Raw genomic sequence first — 21,522 nt, 5'->3', positions numbered from 1 at the left:
AAAAAATCCTGCTATGAGCAGGATTTGATTTTTATGATTTTAAATTAAGCTTTAAGCTCAATTCTTCTAGTTGTTTATCATCAATTGGTGCAGGTGCATCAATCATTACATCACGCCCAGAATTATTTTTTGGAAATGCAATAAAGTCTCTTATTGTTTCTTGCCCGCCTAAAATAGCAACCAGTCTATCCAATCCAAAAGCCAAGCCTCCATGAGGTGGAGCACCGTATTGAAAGGCATCCATTAAAAATCCAAATTGAGTTTTAGCTTCTTCGGGTGTAAATCCCAAATAATCAAACATTAAAGACTGAGTTTCTTTGTCATGAATACGTATGGATCCGCCACCAATTTCATTGCCATTTAATACTAAATCGTATGCATTAGCTTTAACTTTTCCAGGATTAGTTTTTAATAATTCTAATTGCCCTGGCTTTGGAGATGTAAATGGATGGTGCATGGCATGATAACGTTCTGTATCTTCATCCCATTCTAAAAGTGGGAAATCCATTACCCAAAGTGGTGCAAACTCTTTGGGGTTTCTTAGGCTCAAACGCTCAGCTAATTCCATGCGTAAGGCGCTTAATTGTGTTCTAACTTTATGAGTTGCTCCAGAAAGCACACAAATTAAATCACCAGCTTTTGCACCTGTAATTTCTGCCCATTTTACTAAATCGGTTTCATCATAGAACTTATCGACTGAAGATTTGTGAGTTCCATCCTCGTTACAACGGCAATAAACCATTCCTAAAGCACCAATTTGAGGTCGTTTTACCCATTCAATTAATTGGTCTATTTCTTTACGGGTATAAGCGTTTCCCCCAGGAACAGCAATACCAACTACCAATTCTGCGCTATTAAAAACGCCAAAATCTTTATGTTGTGTAACGGCATTAAGTTCACCAAACTCCATTCCAAAACGAATGTCTGGTTTATCATTACCATATTTTTTCATGGCATCATCATAAAGCATTCTTGGAAATTTATCGATTTCAACACCGTTTACTTCTTTTAATAAATGACGCGTCAATCCTTCAAAAGCATTTAATATATCTTCTTGCTCAATAAAAGCCATTTCACAGTCTATTTGAGTGAACTCTGGTTGTCTATCAGCACGTAAATCTTCATCTCTGAAACATTTTACAATTTGAAAGTATTTATCCATACCACCTACCATAAGGAGTTGCTTAAAAGTTTGAGGTGATTGAGGTAGTGCGTAAAATTGTCCTTCGTTCATTCGAGAAGGGACAACAAAATCGCGAGCACCTTCTGGAGTTGATTTTATTAAATACGGAGTTTCAACTTCTATAAAACCCTCTTTAGATAAATAGTTTCTAACTTCTTGAGTTACTTTATGCCTAAAAATCAAACTGTTTTTCACTGGGTTTCTTCGGATATCTAAATATCTATATTTCATTCTAATATCTTCACCACCATCAGTTTTATCCTCAATTGTGAAAGGCGGTAAAAGAGATTCATTAAGAATGTTTAATTCTGAAACTAGGATTTCAATATCACCAGTTGGCATATTGGGATTTTTTGAAGCACGTTCAATCACAACGCCTTTAACTTGAATTACAAATTCACGCCCAAGGTTTTGTGCTTGCTCAATCAGTGTTTTAGATGTTCTTTCTTCATCAAAAACCAATTGGGTAATACCATAACGGTCGCGTAAATCTATCCAAACAATAAAACCCTTATCTCTTGATTTTTGAACCCAACCTGCTAAGGTTACTTCTGTGTTTATTTGTGATGCTGTTAATTCTCCGCAAGTATGACTTCTGTACATAGTAAAATTTTGTTGTGCAAATTTAATCAAATACAATAGAGTTTGAATTCATAAGTTATTTTTTTTAATGGGATAATTAATTAAAATATAAATATTGAAAATTCATGGGTTAATTTTCAATTTTAAACAAATCATTTCAGTTTATTGTTTCTGTATATCCAAATTAATATACTGAAATCTAGTTGAATTCAAACTTTCCTTATAGTATTTTAAAAACCTAAACATTAATATTATTTATATATTACATAATAAATATAAATAAATTCTAATGGATAATATGTTTAATATTTGCAGTGAATATTTTTCTAACTCATTAAAAAACTTACAATGGAAACACAAGAATTAATGACATCTCAAACAACTAAACAAAAAATCCAATTGGTAAAAGGAGAGTTTACACCATCAGAAGCCTCACATGTAATAATGGCTTTAATAGATGAAAAAATTAATTTTCATAAAATCCAAAGACTTCAACAATGGGAAGGCAATCACAAATGCAATTCAGACGAATTAGATAATCGTATTTCACAACTTGAAAAAGAAAAGCAAATTGCTAAAGAGTTTATAAATAACTCAAGAAAACTAAATAGTAATTTGAAAATTAATGGTGTTTTAGAAATCACTCTTGCAGACAACAATAAATAATAAACAAATGCAAACACTAAAATCTATAGTACTGCCGATTATGGGTATGTTATTTCTATTGATGTTTATAATATTTGCATACATTCAAGATTCTGTCTTTTTGGATAAAATATTAGTATGCAGCTTTATTTTAACAATTGTATTTATTGCAAGAATGCGCTGTAAAGCTCAAAGAAAAACTTCTAATAAACTTAATTTTTTTAAAACTTAATGATGACAGTAAAAAATAGTAATTTAAAATTTGTTAGCAAGGGAATTACAGCTATACTTTGGCTTTTTTTTGCAGCGAATCTTATTTTTTTAATATTAAATTTTAAAAATATTCCTAGTTGGGAATATGAAAGGATAATTAAAATAAACGGATTTACAATTCTTATTTGGACTGTAGTAAGCTTTTTTAGTGCTCTAATAAGAAGTTATAGCTTCAACTATTTGGAAGGGTTTAAATATCAAACTAAATTTTCATTGATAAGTATAGGCTTTACTCTGTCGATATTATTATTTGTAATGTCTAATCATATAGCACTTTTAATTGCCACATGGTTTTTTATGGGATTTTTTATGTCAAGGCTTATTGGTGTAGATTCTAAATGGGGCGAAGCACAAGAAGCTTCTAAATTTGCCTTTAAATATTTTCTTGTAGGCACTTTTTTTCTAAGCCTTGGATTATTGATTTTAGCATTTCAACTAGATATTTTTACCTTAAATAATATTATTGATAAAGTTGATGATTTACCAAAACATATTACCTTAATATCTGCTTTATCCATTATAATAGCAGCCATAATTCAGTCAGCTATTTATCCTTTTCACAGGTGGTTGTTATCTGCCATGACCTCGCCTACGCCAGCTTCTGCATTAATGCATGCAGGATTTGTAAACGGCTCGGGTATTTTATTGGCATTATTCTCAACAGTTTTATTTGCATCAAATACATTAATAATTTTATTCATAATTGGAGGTTTAACAGCTGTAATAGCTCAATTCACTAAACTTTTGCAAGTAAATGTAAAACAAAAACTAGCATGCTCTACTATTGCTCAAATGGGTTTTATGATTATGCAATGCGGTCTGGGGTTTTTTAATGCCGCGGTGGTTCATTTAATTCTTCATGGATTTTACAAAGCATATCTATTTTTATCTTCAGGAGAACAAATAGAATTAATAAAACCTCAAAAAAACCCTAACATTACAATAAAACCAATGCAAGCTTTAGTAGTTGTTTTATTTGGATTGATGGGTGCTTTTCTTTTTAATTACTTAACAGGAAAAGGAACAGATTTAAATAGTGGTGTTTTTTTAACTTTAATAGTAGCAATTACTGTTGGACAAGTAACTTATAATATTGTAAAAGAACAAAGTTTGAGTGTTTTTCAAAAAGCATTTTTACCACCAGCATTATTTTTAGTAGGTATAGCAACTTATGCTTTTATGTATAACGCTGTAACAGTTTTAATGAGCGATATGCCAATGGTGGCTGAGCCATTATCTCTATCTGCTATACAAATAGTATTTGGAGCTGTTTTCTTAGTAGGTTTTTTCGTAATGAAATTAGGAATTTATCGCAAATATCCGTGGTTATATGTAAAATTACTTAACATATCTCAACCAAGTAAAAAAACTGTTTTAATGTATAAATCAAAGTAATTATGATTAATTTAAATATTAAAAATAGTATAAAGGAGGCGTCTCAAGTAATAGGTAAAACATGGCCATTATATTCTTTTGTAACCTCTAATCCTTTATCAGGATACGAACAAATGCCTTTTGAAATAGCAATAAAACATGCTGGAAAGCATCTTAATGCAAAGATGTTTCCTGAAACTTCTCTTTATCGTCAAGCTTGGGAAAAAGGAGATATTGATAAAAATCAACTTTTAAAGTTGCTTGAAGAGTATCAACTTTCAGAATCTCCAGAGTATTATTTAAATGAAATGGAATCGTTCAAAACAGGTCTATATAAAAACAAGAATCATGAATTAGACTTAATTATGGCAAAATGGTTATCTGCTTTTATAGATGAAGGATTAGCAGAATGGGAAATGCCAAATAAAAATCAAGGATTTTATAAGGCTTGGAGAAAGCTTGCAGCTTATGATAATGATATACCAAAACTGCATATTAACGATATTCCAAAAACTAGTACTGAAGCTTTGGATGAGTTATTAAAAAATTATTCTAAAGCAGATTACACAAAAATCTTTATAGCTCATTTAGCCGCTTTACCTGGATGGACCGGATATATAAATTATCGTAGTAATTCAAACTCTGAATGGCAACAAGCTTACCCTATAACATTACAAGATTATTTAGCGGTAAGACTTTGGGTTGCCCAAAAAATAAAAGCTGAAATTTTTCCTAAAAACGATAATGAGTTAACAAATACGGCTATTACTAAACTTCAACTTACTTTTCTTAAAGCATGGGAAAAAAGTTGGCAAAATAAGCTTGTAAACCAATTAGAAACAAAACAGATAGAAACAAGCAGTTTAAAAAACCAAACAAATATTTCAGATGCTCAATTGGTTTTTTGTATAGATACCAGATCTGAACTTATCCGAAGAAATATTGAAAACAAAGGAAATTACGAAACTTTTGGTTATGCTGGATTTTTTGGAATTGCAATGGATTACGAAAATTTAAACGATGGATTAATTCGAAAATCTTGCCCACCAATTTTAAACTCAAGTTATCATGTAACAGAAGTTGCTCAAGAGAATAAATTAAATGAAGTTGAAGCTCATAAACAAAAAAATGAAGTCGAAAAGTTCAAAAATTATTTTTTGAAAAGAATGAAAAATATGTTACCTTCTGCTTTTGGTTATGTTGAAGGTTCTGGAATTTTTTATGGGATGTCTTTAATAGCAAGAACACTGAAACCCGCTTATTTTTATAGACTTAATAAAAAGAATGCACCAGATTTTGAATCTATTTGCGAGCCTCAAATTGAAAAGATCCGTTCAAATAATCATAACAATCTAAATATTCCTTTGGAAGAAAAAGTTGCTATTGTAAAATCTGCTTTTGACTTATTGGGATGGAGAAATTTTGCACCTTTAGTGTTGTTTGTAGGTCATGGAAGTCACTCAGTAAACAATCCTTTTGGTTCTAGTTTGGATTGTGGCGCATGTGCTGCAAGTCCAGGAAGACATAATGCAAGAATGTTAGCTAAGTTAGCCAATATGAAAGCTGTAAAACAAGCTCTAAAAGAACATCATCATATTGAAATTCCTAAGAATACAATTTTTATTGGAGCAGAACACAATACAACAACAGATGAAATTGTAATATTTGATTCTGAGGTTTCGAATACTCAAAAGGAAGCTTTAGAAAAATTAAAATTTGATTTATTACAAGCTCAACAAACAGCCACAAAGGAACGATTAGGAGCTGAAATAAATAGTGTGGCTTTGGCTCAAAAGAAGGCTTACAATTGGGGTGAAACAAGACCAGAATGGGGCTTAGCTAAAAATGCAGGTTTTATAGTTGGCCCAAGAGAGTTGACTAAAAACAATAACTTAGAAGGGCGTTGTTTTTTACATTCTTATAATTGGGAAATGGATGAAAGTGGTAAAGCATTAGAAGGTATTATGCAAGGACCAATGGTGGTTACTCAGTGGATTAACAACCACTATTATTTTTCTACTGTTGATAACCAAGTTTTTGGTAGCGGCACTAAAATAACACATAATGTTACTGGTAAGTTTGGAGTGGTTCAAGGTAATGGAGGTGATGTAAAAATAGGACTTCCATTACAATCATTAATGAGTTCAGATTCAGAAATGTACCATCAACCTTTAAGGTTATCGGTTATGATACAAGCACCTTTAACTAGGGTAACTGAAATCCTTTTAAGAAATGAACATCTGAAAAATTTACTTGATAACGAGTGGATTTATTTAATGGTAATGGATCCTTTAGATAAAAATGGCGTTTATAATTATGGTAAAAATCTGAATTGGAAAGGTGCTCATAAGCATAAAATTATGAATACTCAAAAAGTTAATATTAAAATTGATGCAGCCCAATTCGCATAGTTGTTTTTAGGATTATTAATAGCGGACAAGCCTCAACAATTGTTGAGGCTTTTTTTATTTAATTAGTAAACAATTTAATCTTGAGTAACTAATTTTTTATCAATACTTATGCTGTCTCTATATAACCACATTTTAAATTTAGTAACTAAATAAAATAGAATGGGGACTACAATAAGTGTTAAGAAGGTAGCTACAAATAATCCGTAAATTACGGTCCAAGCTAATGGTCCCCAGAAAATCACGTTGTCACCACCCATATAAATATTAGGATCAAATTCACTAAATAATGTAAAGAAGTTGATATTTAAACCTGTTGCTAGTGGAATTAACCCTAAAATAGTAGTTATGGCAGTTAATAATACAGGACGTAAACGTGCTTTTCCACCTTTTACAATAGCCTCTAAAAGTTCATCATTTTCAATATATTGGTTATCCTCTAAGTTATGATCAACCTTTTTTCTATCAATTAAAAGTTGTGTATAATCTAAAAGTACAACGCCATTATTAACTACAATTCCTGCTAGGGAAATAATGCCCATCATAGTCATCATGATTACAAATGAACTTCCAGTTGCTACTATACCACCAAATACACCTATTAAGCTTAAGAATATAGCTAACATAATAATACCTGGTTTAGAAATAGAGTTAAATTGGAATATTAAAATGAAGAAAATTAAACCTAAACCTGTAAAAAAGGCACCCATTAAAAAGGCCATTTGCTTATTTTGTTCTTCTATTTGTCCCGTATAGTCAACTTTTACGTTACTTGGTTTTTCAGTAAAGCTTTGCATCTCATTTTTAATTTGAGATACAATTGCACCAGCATCCGTATATCCGGGTGCTAATGCTGAGTATAGTGTTACAACTCGTTTTACATCTTTATGTTTGATTGCACTAAAACCAGAGTTGTTATTTTGTTTAGCAACTGCAGAAACAGGAATTTCTTTTATTTGACCAGTTGCCATATCTCTAAATGTTATTTTTTGATTAAAAATAGCACTGGTGTTATATCTATTTTCCTCATTAAATCGAACATAAATATCATAATCCTCACCATCTTTTTTATAAATACCGGCTTTAGCTCCAAATATAGAATTTCTTAATTGTTGACCAACTTGACCTGAAGTGACACCTAATTCTCCTGCTTTTTTTCTATCTACATGAACTTGCATTGATGGTTTTGATTTATTCACATCAATCTTTAACTCATCAATACCTTGAATATTTTTAGTGTTAATAAAATCTCGCATTTTTTCAGCAGTAATAATTAACTCGGAATAATCTTCCCCTTCTAATTCAACATTTATGGGATAACCAGCTGGAGGACCAACCGCGTCTTTTTCTACAGATATGGCAACACCAGGGTATATGTCTTTTAAGGCTTCTTGTATTTTTTTTAGAAGCACATTACTGTCAGATCCTTTTCTGAACTTATATTCACGCATGGTTGCTGTAATTTTTCCTCGATGAGGCATTTCAGCAGCTGAACCTCCATCTGTTTGAGGGTTTCCTGCACCTTCTCCAACTTGTGAAACAGCACTTTCTGTTAAAAAATTGAATTCTCCATCTATGTAAGCAGTGTCGTTTAAAATATGATAAACCCGTTTTTCAATATCTTTTGTAATTGCATTAGTTTTCTTAATATCGGTACCTTCAGGATATTCGATATAAACAATAATTTGATTAGGTGTATTATCTGGGAAAAATTCTACTTTGGTACGTTGACTTCCTATTGAAGCACCGAATCCCATAAAGGCTATAATAAGTAAAACAACTGTGCCAATTGTTATTATTGCAGGTTTTTTTCCGCTTAATGAGGTTCTTAGTGATTTTTCATAAAAATTCTCCAAGCGAGGTAAGGTTTTATTTTGGAAATTATTTGACCATTTTCTTAGAAACAATCTATAAATCCATAATAAACAAACTGTTACCACCATTAAAGTACCTAGGCCTCTATAATTTCCACCAAAAGCAAAAATTAAAATACCAATAGATGACATTATGATTGAAATTTTAATAATCTGTTTTAAAGGCATATTTTTATCTTCAAGAGTCATGAACTGAGAAACCATTACAGAATTAAAGAAAATGGCAACAAATAATGAGGAGCCTAAAACTACAGATAGTGTTATTGGAAAATATATCATGAATTGTCCCATAACTCCCGGCCATAAACCAAGAGGAACAAAGGCAGCAACAGTTGTTGCAGTAGATATAATGATTGGAAATGCTATTTCTCCAATCCCTTTTTTAGCGGCTTCAATCCTACCCATGCCTTCATCCTCCATAAGTCTATATACATTTTCTACTACAACAATACCATTATCTACTAGCATGCCTAATCCCATGATTAAACCGAAAAGAATCATGGTATTCATTGTATAGCCCAAATAATTTAAAATCATCAAAGACATGAACATAGACATAGGAATAGCAAAACCAACAAATAAAGCGTTTTTGAATCCTAAAAAGAACATTAAAACAGTGACTACTAGAATTATACCAAATATGATATTGTTTACTAAATCATCAACCTGACCAATAGTTTTTGAAGATTGATCGTTGGCAATGGTAACTTTTAAATCTGGAGGAAACACATTTTTAATAGCCGTTTTAACAATTTCTTGGATTTGTTCTGCGGCTGCTACCATGTTTTTACCTGCACGTTTTTTTACATCAAGCATTACTACAGGTTCTCCAAATTCTCTAGCATATGTTGTTTTGTCTTCATCCTTAAAAGTTACTTTGGCTACATCTCTTAAGTAAATAGGATTACCTCTTTCGGATTTTACAACAAAGTTATCAAGTTCGCTTGGGTTTTCGATTTCGCCTAATATACGTATGGTTCTGCGTTGGCCACTAGTAATTAAATTACCAGCAGACATCGTCATGTTTTCTCTACTAATCGTATTAATAATATCATCAAAACTTACTTGAGCTGCCATCATTTTATAAATATCAACAGCGACTTCTACTTCTTTTTCTTGGGCACCTCTAATATCTACTTGCTTAATTTCTTGTAAACTTTCTATTTGATCTTCAAGATACTCTCCGTATTCTTTAAGTTTATCAACAGGATAATCTCCAGAAATATTGATATTAAGAATTGGAATTTCTTCAGACATGCTTAAATCGAATACATTTGGCTCCACTTTGGCCCCATTAAATGTTGGCCAGTCTTCGCCTGATGTTTCAGAATCTACTTCGTCTTTTACTTTTTGTTTTGCAGCTTCAACTGATATGTTTTCATCAAATTCAACAATTACTATCGAGTAATCTTCTTGTGATGTAGATGTAATTTCAACAACATTACTTACTGTTTTAAGTTTATCTTCAATTGGGTCAGTAATCAGTTTCTCAATATCCTCTGCTGTATTTCCTGGATAAATGGAACTTATATAAATTTTTGTTTCTTTTATTTCAGGGAAATTTTCTCGAGGCATATTAAAATAAGCACCAGCACCTAAAAAGAGTATGACTGCTATTAAAACATACATCGTTGTTTTATTGTTTATAGCCCAAGATGATAAACCAAATTCTTTATCTACTTGTTTTTGTTTTTTATTTTTAGTCATTAGTTTTAATGTTTAAAATTAGTTGGCAACAATAATTAGAATTTTAACTTCTTGCCCTTCTTTAACACTACGAGCTCCTTCATCAATAATTTCTTCACCATTTTTTATGCCAGATAAGACTTCAATATAGTCTCCTTGTGTTCTTCCTGTTTCAATAATTTCACGTTTTACAGTTGCTTTATCTCCAGTTTTATTAATAATTGTATACACATATTGTTGGCCTTCTGCATTTTCAGAAATAATACTTTGTGGAATTAAAATAGCGTTATGATTGGTGTAGTCATTAATTTTAAGTTTTGCCGTAAGGTTAGGCTTTACAGATTTATCTTTATTTGGAATGCCTACTTCAACTTTAAAAGTTCTATTAGCAGGATTTATAAAATTACTGGATTGACGCACTATTGCATTTATTTCTTTTCCTAAAACTGGAAACGAGACTTGTACCTCTTTACCTTTTTTTATGTCTGAAACATAAAGCTCTGGGACTTCAGTTTCTATAAACATATCATCTAGGTTTACAATTCTGAATAATTGTGATTGCCCCGGACCTACTACAGAGCCTTGATCTGTAATCACATCATCTATGGTCCCATTAAAAGGTGCACGAACTAAAGTTTTTGCTACTTGTTGTTCGAGTTGATTTACGGCTTGTTGTTGGGCTTCGTAACTAGATTTTGCTTGTAAAAATTGAATTTCGCTACCTATTTTTTGATTCCAAAGGCGTTCTTGACGCTCAAAAGTTGTTTTTGCTAAATTGGTTTGAATTTTTAACTGAGCTAATTGTTGGTTTAAACCACCATCATCAATTTTTGCTAAAACTTGTCCTTTATTAACTTTTTGTCCTTCTTTTACATAAACATTAGATAATACTCCAGAAAATTCTGGATAGATTAATAAATTTTGTTTAGTGTTAACATTACCTTGTAATTCTACGAAGTGAGTAAAAACAGCTTCTTTTGTTGCAAAAGTTGTTATTAATGGAATTTTTTCCTGTGGGTCTAGATCTTTTATTTTTTCCTCTAGTTGTTTTAGTTGCGTTGAAATTTCTTGAGCAGAAATATCTAATTCAGATTTCTTTTGTCTGATTAATTCCAAATCATCTGAAGCAATAATAGCTTCAACAGATTTCTTTTTGTTACCACTACAAGATGTTAAAAGTAATGTTACTAATGATAAAGTATATATGTATTTCATATTTATTAGTTTTGAATGTTTAATAAGTTTTTTAATTCAGCTTTTTTGTTAATAACATCAATCATTGCTTGTAAATATTCTTGTTGGCTTGAATATAATTGTAATTGTGCTTGCCTTAAATCAAAGCTTCCAGCTATGCCTTCTTTAAATTTAATAGTGTTTTTCTTTTCTATTTTCTCCGCTAGCGCTAAGTTTTTTTGTTTGTTAGCGTAGGTTTCTATTGCTAGATTATATTCGTTTTTAGTGTTTTTGAATTCTAATTCTAGTTGACTTTCTTTCAAACTGAGATTGTTTTTAGAAATGTCCCATTGAATTTTTGCTTTCTGACGTTTTGCTTTACCTCCAAACGAACTAAATATTGGAAACTTCAAGCTTATACCACCAACCACTGTAAAAAGCCAATCCTGTTCTCTTGTAAAATAGTTTGAAAATTCATCAGTATATCCTAAATAACTGGAGTTAACAAAGGCATTTAGCTTTGGAAGGCTTTCAGATTTTTCAAGTTTATATTCTAAACCTGTACTTACAACTTCATTTGCTGCTATCTTATAATCAATATTATTAGCAACAGGATGTACCTCACTAATAATTTCTAATGAAATGTTTTTTAGTATTAAATCATCAAGATTGTCTTTAAGTTCAATTGGTTCATTTAAATCGATACCAAGTAATACCTTTAAATAACCTTCTGAGATATTGAAAAGTGTTTCTAAGTTTTTTAAGTTTATTTCTAAACTAGAAAGTGTAATTTGAAGTTGTTCAACATCTTCTTCTTCTGCTAATCCATTTTCATATATTTTAACAGTCTCATTCAAATTATTTTGAAGAATTTCTATATTTTTTTTAGTAATTTCTATGCTTTCTCTGGTAAGTAAAACATTATTATAGGCACTAACTACGGAAGTTTCAACTTCATTGATTGTTTTTTCTCTAGCATTTTCAGAGATTTCTAAAAACACTTTATTAGACTGTAAACCTACTATATAACCTCCATCAAAAAGTAATTGAGATAATGAAATACTTGGAGTTAAACCATGTTTAGGAAAAAGAAATAGAAATGGATCTCCAGGTTCTAAAGCTGATATGTCAAAGGGTGTTTTTATATAATTTTGGTAATCTATTGTACCGTTTATTTGCGGTAATCCTAATGCTGTAGTTTCCCAAACTTGTTTTTCTGCTGCTAAAATATTTAGGTCAGCATTTTTAATATTTTTATTATTTTCTATCGCATAATCTATCGCTTCTTGCAAAGAAAAGCTAAGATTCCTTTCCTGGGAAATTCCCGTAATAGAAATTAATAAACTAAAAAATAGTATTAATTTATTTTTCATTTTTATGATTGATTTGACGTTATAAACTTGTTTAATATTAGTAATCCTTTATCTGTTACAATAGCTCTTAAATGATATTCTAAGTAACTCTCTGTTAAATATTCCATGGTGTATAATTCTTGCGGAAATATGGAAACGTCCTTGATACCTGTCATACCATTAAAATACATTCTAGAGATAAAATCTACATCGATATTAGGTCGAAATAATTGTGTGTTTACTCCCTTTTGTAGACTCTCTTTAACAGATTCGTGCATTTTTTCAAACTGCTTACCTTTTAAAATTTCATAGGTTTCAGGATAATATTTTTTAAGCTGAAATTGAGGTGATGATTTTTCGTTTTTTAAATGATGCATTACAAACATTTTTATATCATACAACTCTTCAATAGGATTAACTGAAGCATTACAGATACAATCAATACCATCACAAATAGTTTCAAAAAGTTCAAAAGTAACTGCTTCAACTAGTTTTGTTTTGTTTTCAAAATGAGCATAAATTGTTTTTTTAGATATTCCAATTTCAGTAGCTATATCATCCATAGTAACACTTTTAAAACCTAGGTTAAGGAATAATTCTGCTGCTTTATGTACAATTTTTTCTCTCATAATATGGAGGCAAATGTACAATAGGAAACTTTAAAAACAAAAAAAGTTTCCAAAGTTTACAATTATTTAACACATATTTTATTTCAAGATAATTTTATTGAGGTTTTTAATTTATTTTTGCTTTATGCTTTTAATTGAAGAATATCAAAACCATTTTGTTGCATATCTAGAGGAATATGCGGTAACAAAAGAACCTAAAAACCTTTACAATCCTATACAATACATCTTAAAATTGGGTGGTAAAAGATTACGTCCTGTTTTAACTTTAATGGCTGCTGAGGTTTTTGATTGTGATTATAAAAAAGCGCTTTCAGCTGCATTAAGCATTGAGGTTTTTCATAATTTTTCATTAGTTCATGATGATATTATGGATGATGCACCTCTGAGAAGAGGGCAAGAAACCGTGCATGAAAAATGGGATATTAATACAGGAATTCTTTCTGGTGATGCTATGTTAATTATGGCTTATCAACTTTTTGAGAATTATCAGCCTGACACTTTTCAATCTTTAGCTAAACTCTTTAGTAAAACCGCTTTAGAGGTTTGCGAAGGCCAACAATATGATGTTGACTTTGAAGCCAGAAATGATGTTACCATTGGTGAATATTTGAAAATGATTGAATACAAAACAGCTGTTTTAGTTGGTGCAGCCATGAAAATGGGTGCTATAGTGGCTGGAGCTTCTGTAGATGATCAAAATAATATATACGAATTTGGAAGAAACTTAGGGATAGCTTTTCAATTACAGGATGATTATCTAGATGCTTTTGGTGATCCAAAAACTTTTGGAAAACAAGTAGGTGGTGATATTATTGAAAATAAAAAAACCTACTTATACTTAAAAGCTTTAGAGTATTCAAATGAATCTGATAGGCTAACCTTAAAACAATTATTTTCAATAAATCCAGAAGAAATTGTAAGTAAAATTACTATTGCAAAACAGCTATTTCAAACTTCTGGATCTGCCGACGCTACCAAATCAGCTATTTTACATTACACTAATAAAGCTTTTGAAGTTTTAGAACCCTTAAATATTTCTGGCAAGAAAAAGGAATTATTAAAAGATTTTGGACAAAGTTTAATGAATAGAACTGTTTAATGAAGCTGCCAGCTACTTTTGATGAATTAGTTGAAACGGCAAATGAGCTGGAATTATATAAAAAATTAATTTTTCAATTAAATAAAGATTTACTCTTAGCTAATATTAATTTAGATTTTCATGAAGATGTTTTACCATCTAGTTTAAAACTCATACTCCATGAAAAAATTTATAAACTCATTCAAGAAAAATTTACAGAGTACTTAAACTTACTTTACATTATTGATGTGCCTGAAAAAGCTGTTAAAGCTTTAGATGGTGAAGATTTGTTAAAGCTTTCAGAAGATGTTTCATTTTTGATATTAAAACGTGAGTGGCAAAAAGTTTGGTTTAGAAATAAATACAGTTAGATTTAACAAGTTTATATTGGTTCAAACCTAAAAATAAAATCGAACAAAAGGTATCCAATGGTCAATGCGTATACTTTTTTGGTCATCATTTAAAACATGGTATCTAATACCAAAAGTCACATTGCCATTTCTATAACCTAAAGCTAAAGTATTTTTGAATTCATAAATGCCACTTGGAGCAATTGTTCCGCTAAAAAATCATCTCCAAAGTTCAAACCAATACCCCACCATATCTAATTTGTTTCCAAAAATCGCCTTTTCAATTTTCAAAAAAATCTTTGAGAAAACCCATCAAAATAATAATAAGGGTAATGCCTGTTTTTTTAATTTTTCAAAAAAATAAGTTCATAGAAAACAGTTTTTGTTAAAAAATTAAGAGTTCTTGATTTAAAGCGAATAAAATCAGAATTATTCATTATAAATGTAGCTAAAGAAACATCTAATTTTAGTAAAAGTTGTATTTTTGAAAAATATTTTGACTAAATCGTTATAGTATAAAAATAACAATGGATAAATTTTCCTTTTTAAACGCCGCACATACAGCTTATTTCGCTGATTTATATGATCAATATTTACAAAACCCAGATTCTATAGAACCAAGTTGGAGAGCCTTTTTCCAGGGGTATGATTTTGGTAGTGAAAATTATGGTTTAAGTGTTGAAATTATTGAAGGTGTTTCAACTCAAATGCCAGAGCATCTTCAAAAAGAATTTCAAGTAGTTAAGTTAATTGATGGTTATAGAATGCGAGGACATTTGTTTACAAAAACAAATCCTGTTCGAGATAGAAGAAGTTATTCTCCAACTTTAGAAATAAAAAACTTCAATCTTTCAGATAGTGATTTAGATATGGTTTTTAATGCAGGAGAAATTTTAGGTATAGGTTCTCAAACATTACGTGAGATAATAGCACATTTAGAAAAAATATATTGTAGCTCTATTGGTGTTGAGTATATGTATTTGCGTAATCCTGAGGTTATTAAATGGTGGCAAGAACAATTAAACAAAAATGATAACCAGCCTAATTTTTCCTCAGAAACAAAAAAATATATTCTTTCAAAATTAAATCAAGCCGTTAATTTTGAAAACTTTTTACAAACAAAATACGTTGGACAAAAACGTTTTTCTTTGGAAGGAGGGGAGTCTTTAATACCTGCAATAAGTAACGTTCTTTTTTATTCTGTTGAGAAATATGGTATTAAAGAGTGCGTTTTAGGGATGGCGCATCGAGGTCGTTTAAGTACTTTGGTAAATATATTTAGAAAACCAATGAATGAGCTTTTTAGCGAGTTTGATGGAAAAGATTTTGAAGATGAAAACATTGATGGCGATGTAAAATACCACTTAGGATTAACACTTGATAAAACCTACCAAAATGGTAAAAAAATTAAGATGAATTTAGTCCCAAATCCATCTCATCTTGAAACTGTGGCATCCGTTGCAGAAGGTATTACCCGAGCTAAAATTGATAGTGATTATGATGGTGATAATTCTAAAATTATTCCAATCATTGTCCATGGTGATGCAGCTATTGCGGGACAGGGTATCGTCTATGAAGTTGCTCAAATGAGCCAATTAAATGGATACAAAACAGGTGGTACCATACATATTGTAGTAAATAATCAAATAGGTTTCACTACTAATTACTTAGATGCTCGTTCAAGCACCTATTGTACAGATGTAGCTAAAGTAACGCTTTCACCTGTATTACACGTAAATTCTGATGATGCTGAAGCCGTTGTTCATGCCGTAGAAATGGCTCTTGAATATAGAATGCGTTACAAAAAAGATGTATATATTGATTTATTAGGTTATAGAAAATACGGGCATAACGAAGGGGATGAGCCTCGTTTTACTCAGCCTAAACTATATAAAAATATCGCGAAACATGAAAACCCTTTTAAAATTTATTCAGACAAGCTGATAGCTGAAAACACTATTAATAAAGCTTATTCTGATAAAATTGTAGAAGATTTTAGAGAGACTTTAGAAAAAGAATATGAGAAATCTAAAGAGGCTGAATCTTCAAAAGTAAGAGAGTTTATGCAAGAACGTTGGACTAATTTTCAACGAAGAGGAATTGAAGCGATGCTTGAAAAGGATGACACTACCTATTCAAAAGGAAAATTAGAAAACATTTCTAAAATAGTTTCAACTGTACCCAAGGGTGTTAAATTTTTACGCAAAGCCGAGCGTATTTTAGAAGGAAGATCTAAAATGGTTTTTGAAACAGATACATTGGATTGGGGAATGGCCGAAACTTTAGCTTATGGTAGTTTAATGGAAGAAGGTTTTAATATTCGTATTTCTGGGCAAGATGTAGAACGCGGCACTTTTAGTCACAGACACGCTATTTTGCGTGATGAAATATCTGAGGAGCGCATCAATTTATTAAATACAAATCCAGAAAATAAAGGTAAAATGGATATTTATAATTCCTTTTTATCTGAATATGGTGTACTTGGTTTTGATTATGGATATGCGATGGCTAATCCAAATACATTAACCATCTGGGAAGCACAATTTGGTGATTTTAGTAATGGAGCTCAAATTATTTTCGATCAATATCTTTCTGCAGCAGAAGATAAATGGAAGTCTCAAAACGGCATTGTAGTTTTATTACCGCATGGGTATGAAGGTCAAGGTTCTGAGCATTCCTCAGCACGAATGGAGCGTTATTTACAATTATGTGGAGATGATAATATGATTGTAGCAGATTGTTCTACACCAGCAAATTTCTTTCACTTATTGCGTCGTCAGATGAAACGCGATTATAGAAAACCCCTAATTGTATTTACTCCAAAAAGTTTACTTCGTCATCCAAAAGCAGTTTCATCTATAAATGAACTTGCTAATGGTGAATTTCAAGAGGTTATCGACGATACTGTAAATACTAAAGAAGTTAAAAAATTAGTTTTCTGTACAGGTAAATTTTATTATGATTTGTTAGCTCAAAGAGAAGAATTAAATAAAGAAGATGTCGCTTTAGTTAGAATAGAACAGCTATTTCCACTTCATCTTAAAAAAATTCAAGAAGTTATTAATCGATATCCAAATGTTGAAAAATATATTTGGGCACAAGAAGAACCAAAAAATATGGGTGCTTGGAGTCATATGTTACAACGTATGGATTTGGTTAAATTAGAAGTCATGTCTAGGCCATTTAGCTCTGTGCCAGCACCAGGTTCTAGTACAAGAGATAAAAGAAGACAACAGCGAGTTATAAACGCCGTTTTTGATATTGAATAAAAAATTAAGATACATTAAAATTATAAAAGAATGATTTTAGAAATGAAAGTGCCTTCTCCAGGCGAGTCTATTACAGAAGTAGAAATTGCAACATGGTTAGTCGAAGATGGTGATTATGTAGAGAAGGATCAAGCTATAGCAGAAGTAGATAGCGACAAAGCGACACTAGAGCTTCCAGCAGAAGTAAGCGGAATTATTACGCTTAAAGCAGAAGAAGGAGATGCTGTAGCTGTTGGAGCTGTGGTATGTTTAATTGATACAAGTGCTGAAAAACCTGAAGGGAGTAACGCTCCTAAAGAAGAAAAGATAAAGGAAGCTCCTAAAGCTGAAACTCCAAAACTAGTTGTTACTGAAAGTAAAACATATGCTACAGGGTCGGCTAGTCCTGCTGCAAAAAAGATTTTAGCAGAAAAAGGAGTAGAACCCTCTACAGTTTCTGGTTCTGGAATTGACGCTAGAATTACAAAAGAAGATGCTATAAATGCAGTGCCTTCTATGGGAACTCCAACAGGTGGTAATCGTGGTGCTTCAAGAAGTAAAATGTCTATGTTACGGCGTAAAGTAGCAGAACGTTTAGTTGAAGCTAAAAATACTACAGCTATGTTAACTACTTTTAATGAAGTTAACATGACACCTATTTTCAATTTAAGAAATGAGTACAAAGAAACGTTTAAAAATAAGCACGGTGTTGGTTTAGGTTTTATGAGTTTCTTTACATTGGCTGTTGTTAGAGCATTAAAAATGTATCCTGCTGTAAACTCGATGATTGATGATAAGGAAATGATTTCATATGATTTTTGTGATATTAGTATCGCAGTTTCTGGACCAAAAGGATTAATGGTTCCTGTTATTCGTAATGCTGAAAATTTAAGTTTTAGAGGTGTTGAAAATGAAGTAAAACGCTTAGCGCTTAGAGCTAGAGATGGACAAATTACTATTGACGAAATGACAGGGGGTACCTTTACTATTACAAATGGAGGTGTATTTGGAAGTATGTTATCAACTCCCATAATTAATCCACCACAAAGTGGCATTTTAGGAATGCATAATATTATTGAAAGGCCAATAGCTGTTAATGGTAATGTAGAAATTCATCCAATGATGTACGTAGCTTTATCATACGATCATAGAATTATTGATGGAAAAGAAAGTGTTGGTTTTTTAGTTGCTGTAAAAGAAGCTATAGAAAATCCAACAGAATTATTAATGAATAACGATATCAAAAAAGCTTTAGAACTTTAAAACAGATTTTAAATAAAATAAAAAAGGGTGGTGTTTTAAAACATCACCCTTTTTTTAACTAAAACTAACTAAAAAAAAAGATAAATATATTCAAGAAAATTACCGCTATAACTAAAAAGACTAATCCAATAAAACAGTATTTTTCTAAATTATTATATTTTTTCATTTTTATTCTCATTTCATGCAAAGTAAAAAAGGATTAAAAAACTAAAATCAGAAACTCTGTGACTAATTTCACAGAGTTCCCTTTTTATCCCTCAAAAAAGTTGATTAATAGCTTTGTAAAAATATAGTATAAGAAGATAAAATAAAATACGTAGTTCTACGTATTTTTAATTGATGAGGTAACTAAATAAAATGCGAAAGCCCTAAATTGAAACAATTTAGAGCCTTCTATAATTCTCCCTAAGAACTAATTAATAGCAGGGTAAAAGTAATTTATGTTTTTCATATAAAAAATACGTAGTTCTACGTATTTTTATATAAATTCTTTATTCAATCCAGCCCAAATAGTGAGTGATGTAGGTTTATCGTCTAAATCTAATTTAGCAACTATATGACTACGATGTTTTTCAACTGTACGAATAGAAATATTCAATTCTTCTGAGATATTTTGACTAGTTCTATTTTCAGAAATAAGTTTTAATATTCTTAATTCAGACTTTGTTAATAAATTTAAAGCATCAGGTTTTTCTCCCAAATCACTCAACTTTAAATAATGAGCAATCTCTTCGCTAAAATAAGGTGTGTTTTTTTCTACACTTTTTATGCAAGTTTCAATTTCTTCAATAGTAAACTCTTTTAAAATATATCCGTATACATTTAGTTCCTTAGCTTTATCAAATAATACTTCTTCTTTATCAAAAGTTATAAGTATAATTTTAGTTGATAAATTATTTTTTTTACAAGCTTCAGCAATTTCTAAACCTGTTTTATGAGGCATTCTAATATCTAATATGGCAATTTTAGGGTTTAGCTTTACAATTAGGTTGTAAGCAGAATTTCCATCTTCAGCACTTCCAACAATCTTGTATCCTTTAGATGTTAAAAAATCAGTAAGTCCACGCAACATCAAAGGATGATCGTCTGCAATTACTATTGAGGTATTCATTAAATATTAAGAAATTTTTTGCTATTAATTTATAACTTTAAATATAAATATTTCTTTTCATAATCTATTACGGCTTTCCCTTTTTTTAAAATATCGGCTCCAATTATCCCATCAACAGGTTGTGAGTTGTGATTAACTAGAGCTTCATTAACATGGCTGAGATTAAATAAAACCAAAACAACTTTATCCTTTTTCCACTTTCCAATTTTAACTTTATTTTTTTTAGCCGTTTTAGTATCCATGCCAATAGCACCTGCACCAGCAGCTTTAATTATGGAGTCTTCAGCTTTTAATTTAAAAGTTTTAATAGCTTCAAAACCAACACAAGAATTGGAGGCACCAGTATCTAAAATAAATAAGCCTTTTTTGCCATTTATAGTTGCTTTAATTTCAAAATGATTCGTTTTAGTTAATCGTAATTTTATTTTAGTGTAACCTTTTTCTAAGAGAAATTCTTGAAGCATGAAAGTCCATTTAATTTTAAACAAATATAATCATGTAAAACAATTATTTTTACAAAATGATTATAACAGATACCCATACACATTTATATAGTGAAGCTTTTGAAGAAGATAGAAGCGAAACGATAAACAGAGCAATTGAGCATGGTATTTCAAGATTTTTTATACCTGCTATTGATTCTACTTACACTAACGCAATGTTTAATTTAGAGCACCTGTATCCAGATAATATCTTTTTAATGATGGGTTTACATCCAACTCATGTAAAAGAAAATTATGATTATGAGTTGAAACATGTAGAGGAAATGCTAAAATCTCGAAAGTTTTATGCCATAGGAGAAATTGGTATTGATTTATATTGGGATAAAACCACTTTAAATATTCAACAAATTGCTTTTAAACACCAAATTAGGTTAGCTAAAAAATATAAATTACCAATAGTTATTCATTGCAGAGATGCTTTTGATGAAATTTTTCAAATTTTAGAGGCTGAAAAGGGAGATGATTTATTTGGGATTTTTCATTGTTTTACTGGAACTTTAGAACAAGCTCAACAAGCTATATCTTATAATATGAAGTTAGGAGTTGGTGGCGTAGTTACATTTAAAAATGGAAAAATAGATCAGTTTCTAGAAAAATTAGATTTAAAACATATAGTTTTAGAAACCGATTCGCCTTATTTAGCACCAGTGCCATATAGAGGAAAACGAAATGAAAGTTTATATATATTGAAGGTTTTAGAAAAACTATCTTTAATATATAATATGTCGATTGAAGAACTTGCTGAAATTACTACAGAAAATTCAAAAGATATTTTCAATATATAATAACC

Annotated in this window: 15 protein-coding genes; 8 read left to right on the top strand and 7 right to left on the bottom strand. The window is 30.6% G+C overall.

The window, feature by feature from the left end:
* Nucleotides 1–31: 31 nt before the first annotated feature.
* A complete protein-coding gene (gene aspS, locus AC1XJX_RS03400; protein WP_482002554.1) occupies nucleotides 32–1,786 on the bottom strand; it encodes an aspartate--tRNA ligase in 1,755 nt (584 codons plus the stop codon).
* Nucleotides 1,787–2,113: 327 nt separating this feature from the next.
* Here aspS and AC1XJX_RS03395 point away from each other — a divergent pair, with 327 nt between their 5' ends.
* The 3 genes from AC1XJX_RS03395 to AC1XJX_RS03385 all read left to right on the top strand — a co-directional run bounded on the left by AC1XJX_RS03395 (nucleotide 2,114) and on the right by AC1XJX_RS03385 (nucleotide 6,468).
* Nucleotides 2,114–2,431 (top strand): hypothetical protein, encoded by a 318-nt coding sequence (locus AC1XJX_RS03395; protein WP_482002553.1) that lies wholly within the window; start codon nucleotides 2,114–2,116, stop codon nucleotides 2,429–2,431.
* Nucleotides 2,432–2,938: 507 nt separating this feature from the next.
* Nucleotides 2,939–4,078, top strand: a complete 1,140-nt coding sequence (locus AC1XJX_RS03390) for a proton-conducting transporter transmembrane domain-containing protein (RefSeq protein ID WP_482002552.1) — start codon at nucleotides 2,939–2,941, stop codon at nucleotides 4,076–4,078.
* 2 nt (nucleotides 4,079–4,080) lie between these two features.
* Nucleotides 4,081–6,468, top strand: a complete 2,388-nt coding sequence (locus AC1XJX_RS03385) for a DUF2309 domain-containing protein (RefSeq protein WP_482002551.1) — start codon at nucleotides 4,081–4,083, stop codon at nucleotides 6,466–6,468.
* Nucleotides 6,469–6,542: 74 nt separating this feature from the next.
* Here AC1XJX_RS03385 and AC1XJX_RS03380 read toward each other — a convergent pair whose 3' ends face one another.
* From AC1XJX_RS03380 to AC1XJX_RS03365, 4 genes are read right to left on the bottom strand one after another with little or no spacing between them, the layout of a single operon-like run.
* Entirely contained in the window at nucleotides 6,543–10,046 is a 3,504-nt protein-coding gene (locus tag AC1XJX_RS03380; RefSeq protein WP_482002550.1) for an efflux RND transporter permease subunit, read from the bottom strand.
* A gap of 18 nt (nucleotides 10,047–10,064) precedes the next feature.
* The gene (locus tag AC1XJX_RS03375) at nucleotides 10,065–11,240 is read right to left on the bottom strand and encodes an efflux RND transporter periplasmic adaptor subunit (RefSeq protein ID WP_482002549.1); all 1,176 of its coding nucleotides are present in this window, start codon (nucleotides 11,238–11,240) and stop codon (nucleotides 10,065–10,067) included.
* 5 nt (nucleotides 11,241–11,245) lie between these two features.
* Nucleotides 11,246–12,571, bottom strand: coding sequence for a TolC family protein (locus AC1XJX_RS03370; protein WP_482002548.1), 1,326 nt, complete (start codon nucleotides 12,569–12,571; stop codon nucleotides 11,246–11,248).
* 2 nt (nucleotides 12,572–12,573) lie between these two features.
* Complete coding sequence (locus AC1XJX_RS03365) at nucleotides 12,574–13,179, bottom strand: TetR/AcrR family transcriptional regulator (protein WP_482002547.1); 606 nt, start codon at nucleotides 13,177–13,179, stop codon at nucleotides 12,574–12,576.
* A gap of 124 nt (nucleotides 13,180–13,303) precedes the next feature.
* Between AC1XJX_RS03365 and AC1XJX_RS03360 the strand changes: the two genes are divergently transcribed.
* The 4 genes from AC1XJX_RS03360 to odhB all read left to right on the top strand — a co-directional run bounded on the left by AC1XJX_RS03360 (nucleotide 13,304) and on the right by odhB (nucleotide 19,118).
* Complete coding sequence (locus AC1XJX_RS03360; RefSeq protein WP_482002546.1) at nucleotides 13,304–14,278, top strand: polyprenyl synthetase family protein; 975 nt, start codon at nucleotides 13,304–13,306, stop codon at nucleotides 14,276–14,278.
* Complete coding sequence (locus AC1XJX_RS03355; protein WP_482002545.1) at nucleotides 14,278–14,628, top strand: hypothetical protein; 351 nt, start codon at nucleotides 14,278–14,280, stop codon at nucleotides 14,626–14,628. The genes AC1XJX_RS03360 and AC1XJX_RS03355 overlap by 1 nt, the downstream gene beginning before the upstream one ends.
* A 506-nt stretch (nucleotides 14,629–15,134) precedes the next feature.
* Nucleotides 15,135–17,876, top strand: coding sequence for a 2-oxoglutarate dehydrogenase E1 component (locus AC1XJX_RS03350; protein WP_482002544.1), 2,742 nt, complete (start codon nucleotides 15,135–15,137; stop codon nucleotides 17,874–17,876).
* A 30-nt stretch (nucleotides 17,877–17,906) separates the two neighbouring features.
* The gene (gene odhB / locus AC1XJX_RS03345; protein WP_482002543.1) at nucleotides 17,907–19,118 is read left to right on the top strand and encodes a 2-oxoglutarate dehydrogenase complex dihydrolipoyllysine-residue succinyltransferase; all 1,212 of its coding nucleotides are present in this window, start codon (nucleotides 17,907–17,909) and stop codon (nucleotides 19,116–19,118) included.
* 478 nt (nucleotides 19,119–19,596) lie between these two features.
* Here the strand turns inward: odhB and AC1XJX_RS03340 are convergent, their stop codons facing one another.
* Together AC1XJX_RS03340 and AC1XJX_RS03335 are read right to left on the bottom strand one after the other, a co-directional pair.
* The gene (locus AC1XJX_RS03340) at nucleotides 19,597–20,229 is read right to left on the bottom strand and encodes a response regulator (protein ID WP_482002542.1); all 633 of its coding nucleotides are present in this window, start codon (nucleotides 20,227–20,229) and stop codon (nucleotides 19,597–19,599) included.
* A 29-nt stretch (nucleotides 20,230–20,258) separates the two neighbouring features.
* Nucleotides 20,259–20,693, bottom strand: a complete 435-nt coding sequence (locus tag AC1XJX_RS03335) for a retropepsin-like aspartic protease family protein (RefSeq protein WP_482002541.1) — start codon at nucleotides 20,691–20,693, stop codon at nucleotides 20,259–20,261.
* 56 nt (nucleotides 20,694–20,749) lie between these two features.
* On the opposite strand from AC1XJX_RS03335, the gene AC1XJX_RS03330 reads away from it, so the two are divergent.
* Nucleotides 20,750–21,517, top strand: a complete 768-nt coding sequence (locus AC1XJX_RS03330; protein WP_482002540.1) for a TatD family hydrolase — start codon at nucleotides 20,750–20,752, stop codon at nucleotides 21,515–21,517.
* Nucleotides 21,518–21,522: the final 5 nt, after the last annotated feature.

It is taken from the genome of Flaviramulus sp. (assembly GCF_982512915.1).
This window is presented reverse-complemented; position numbering and strand designations above follow the sequence as displayed.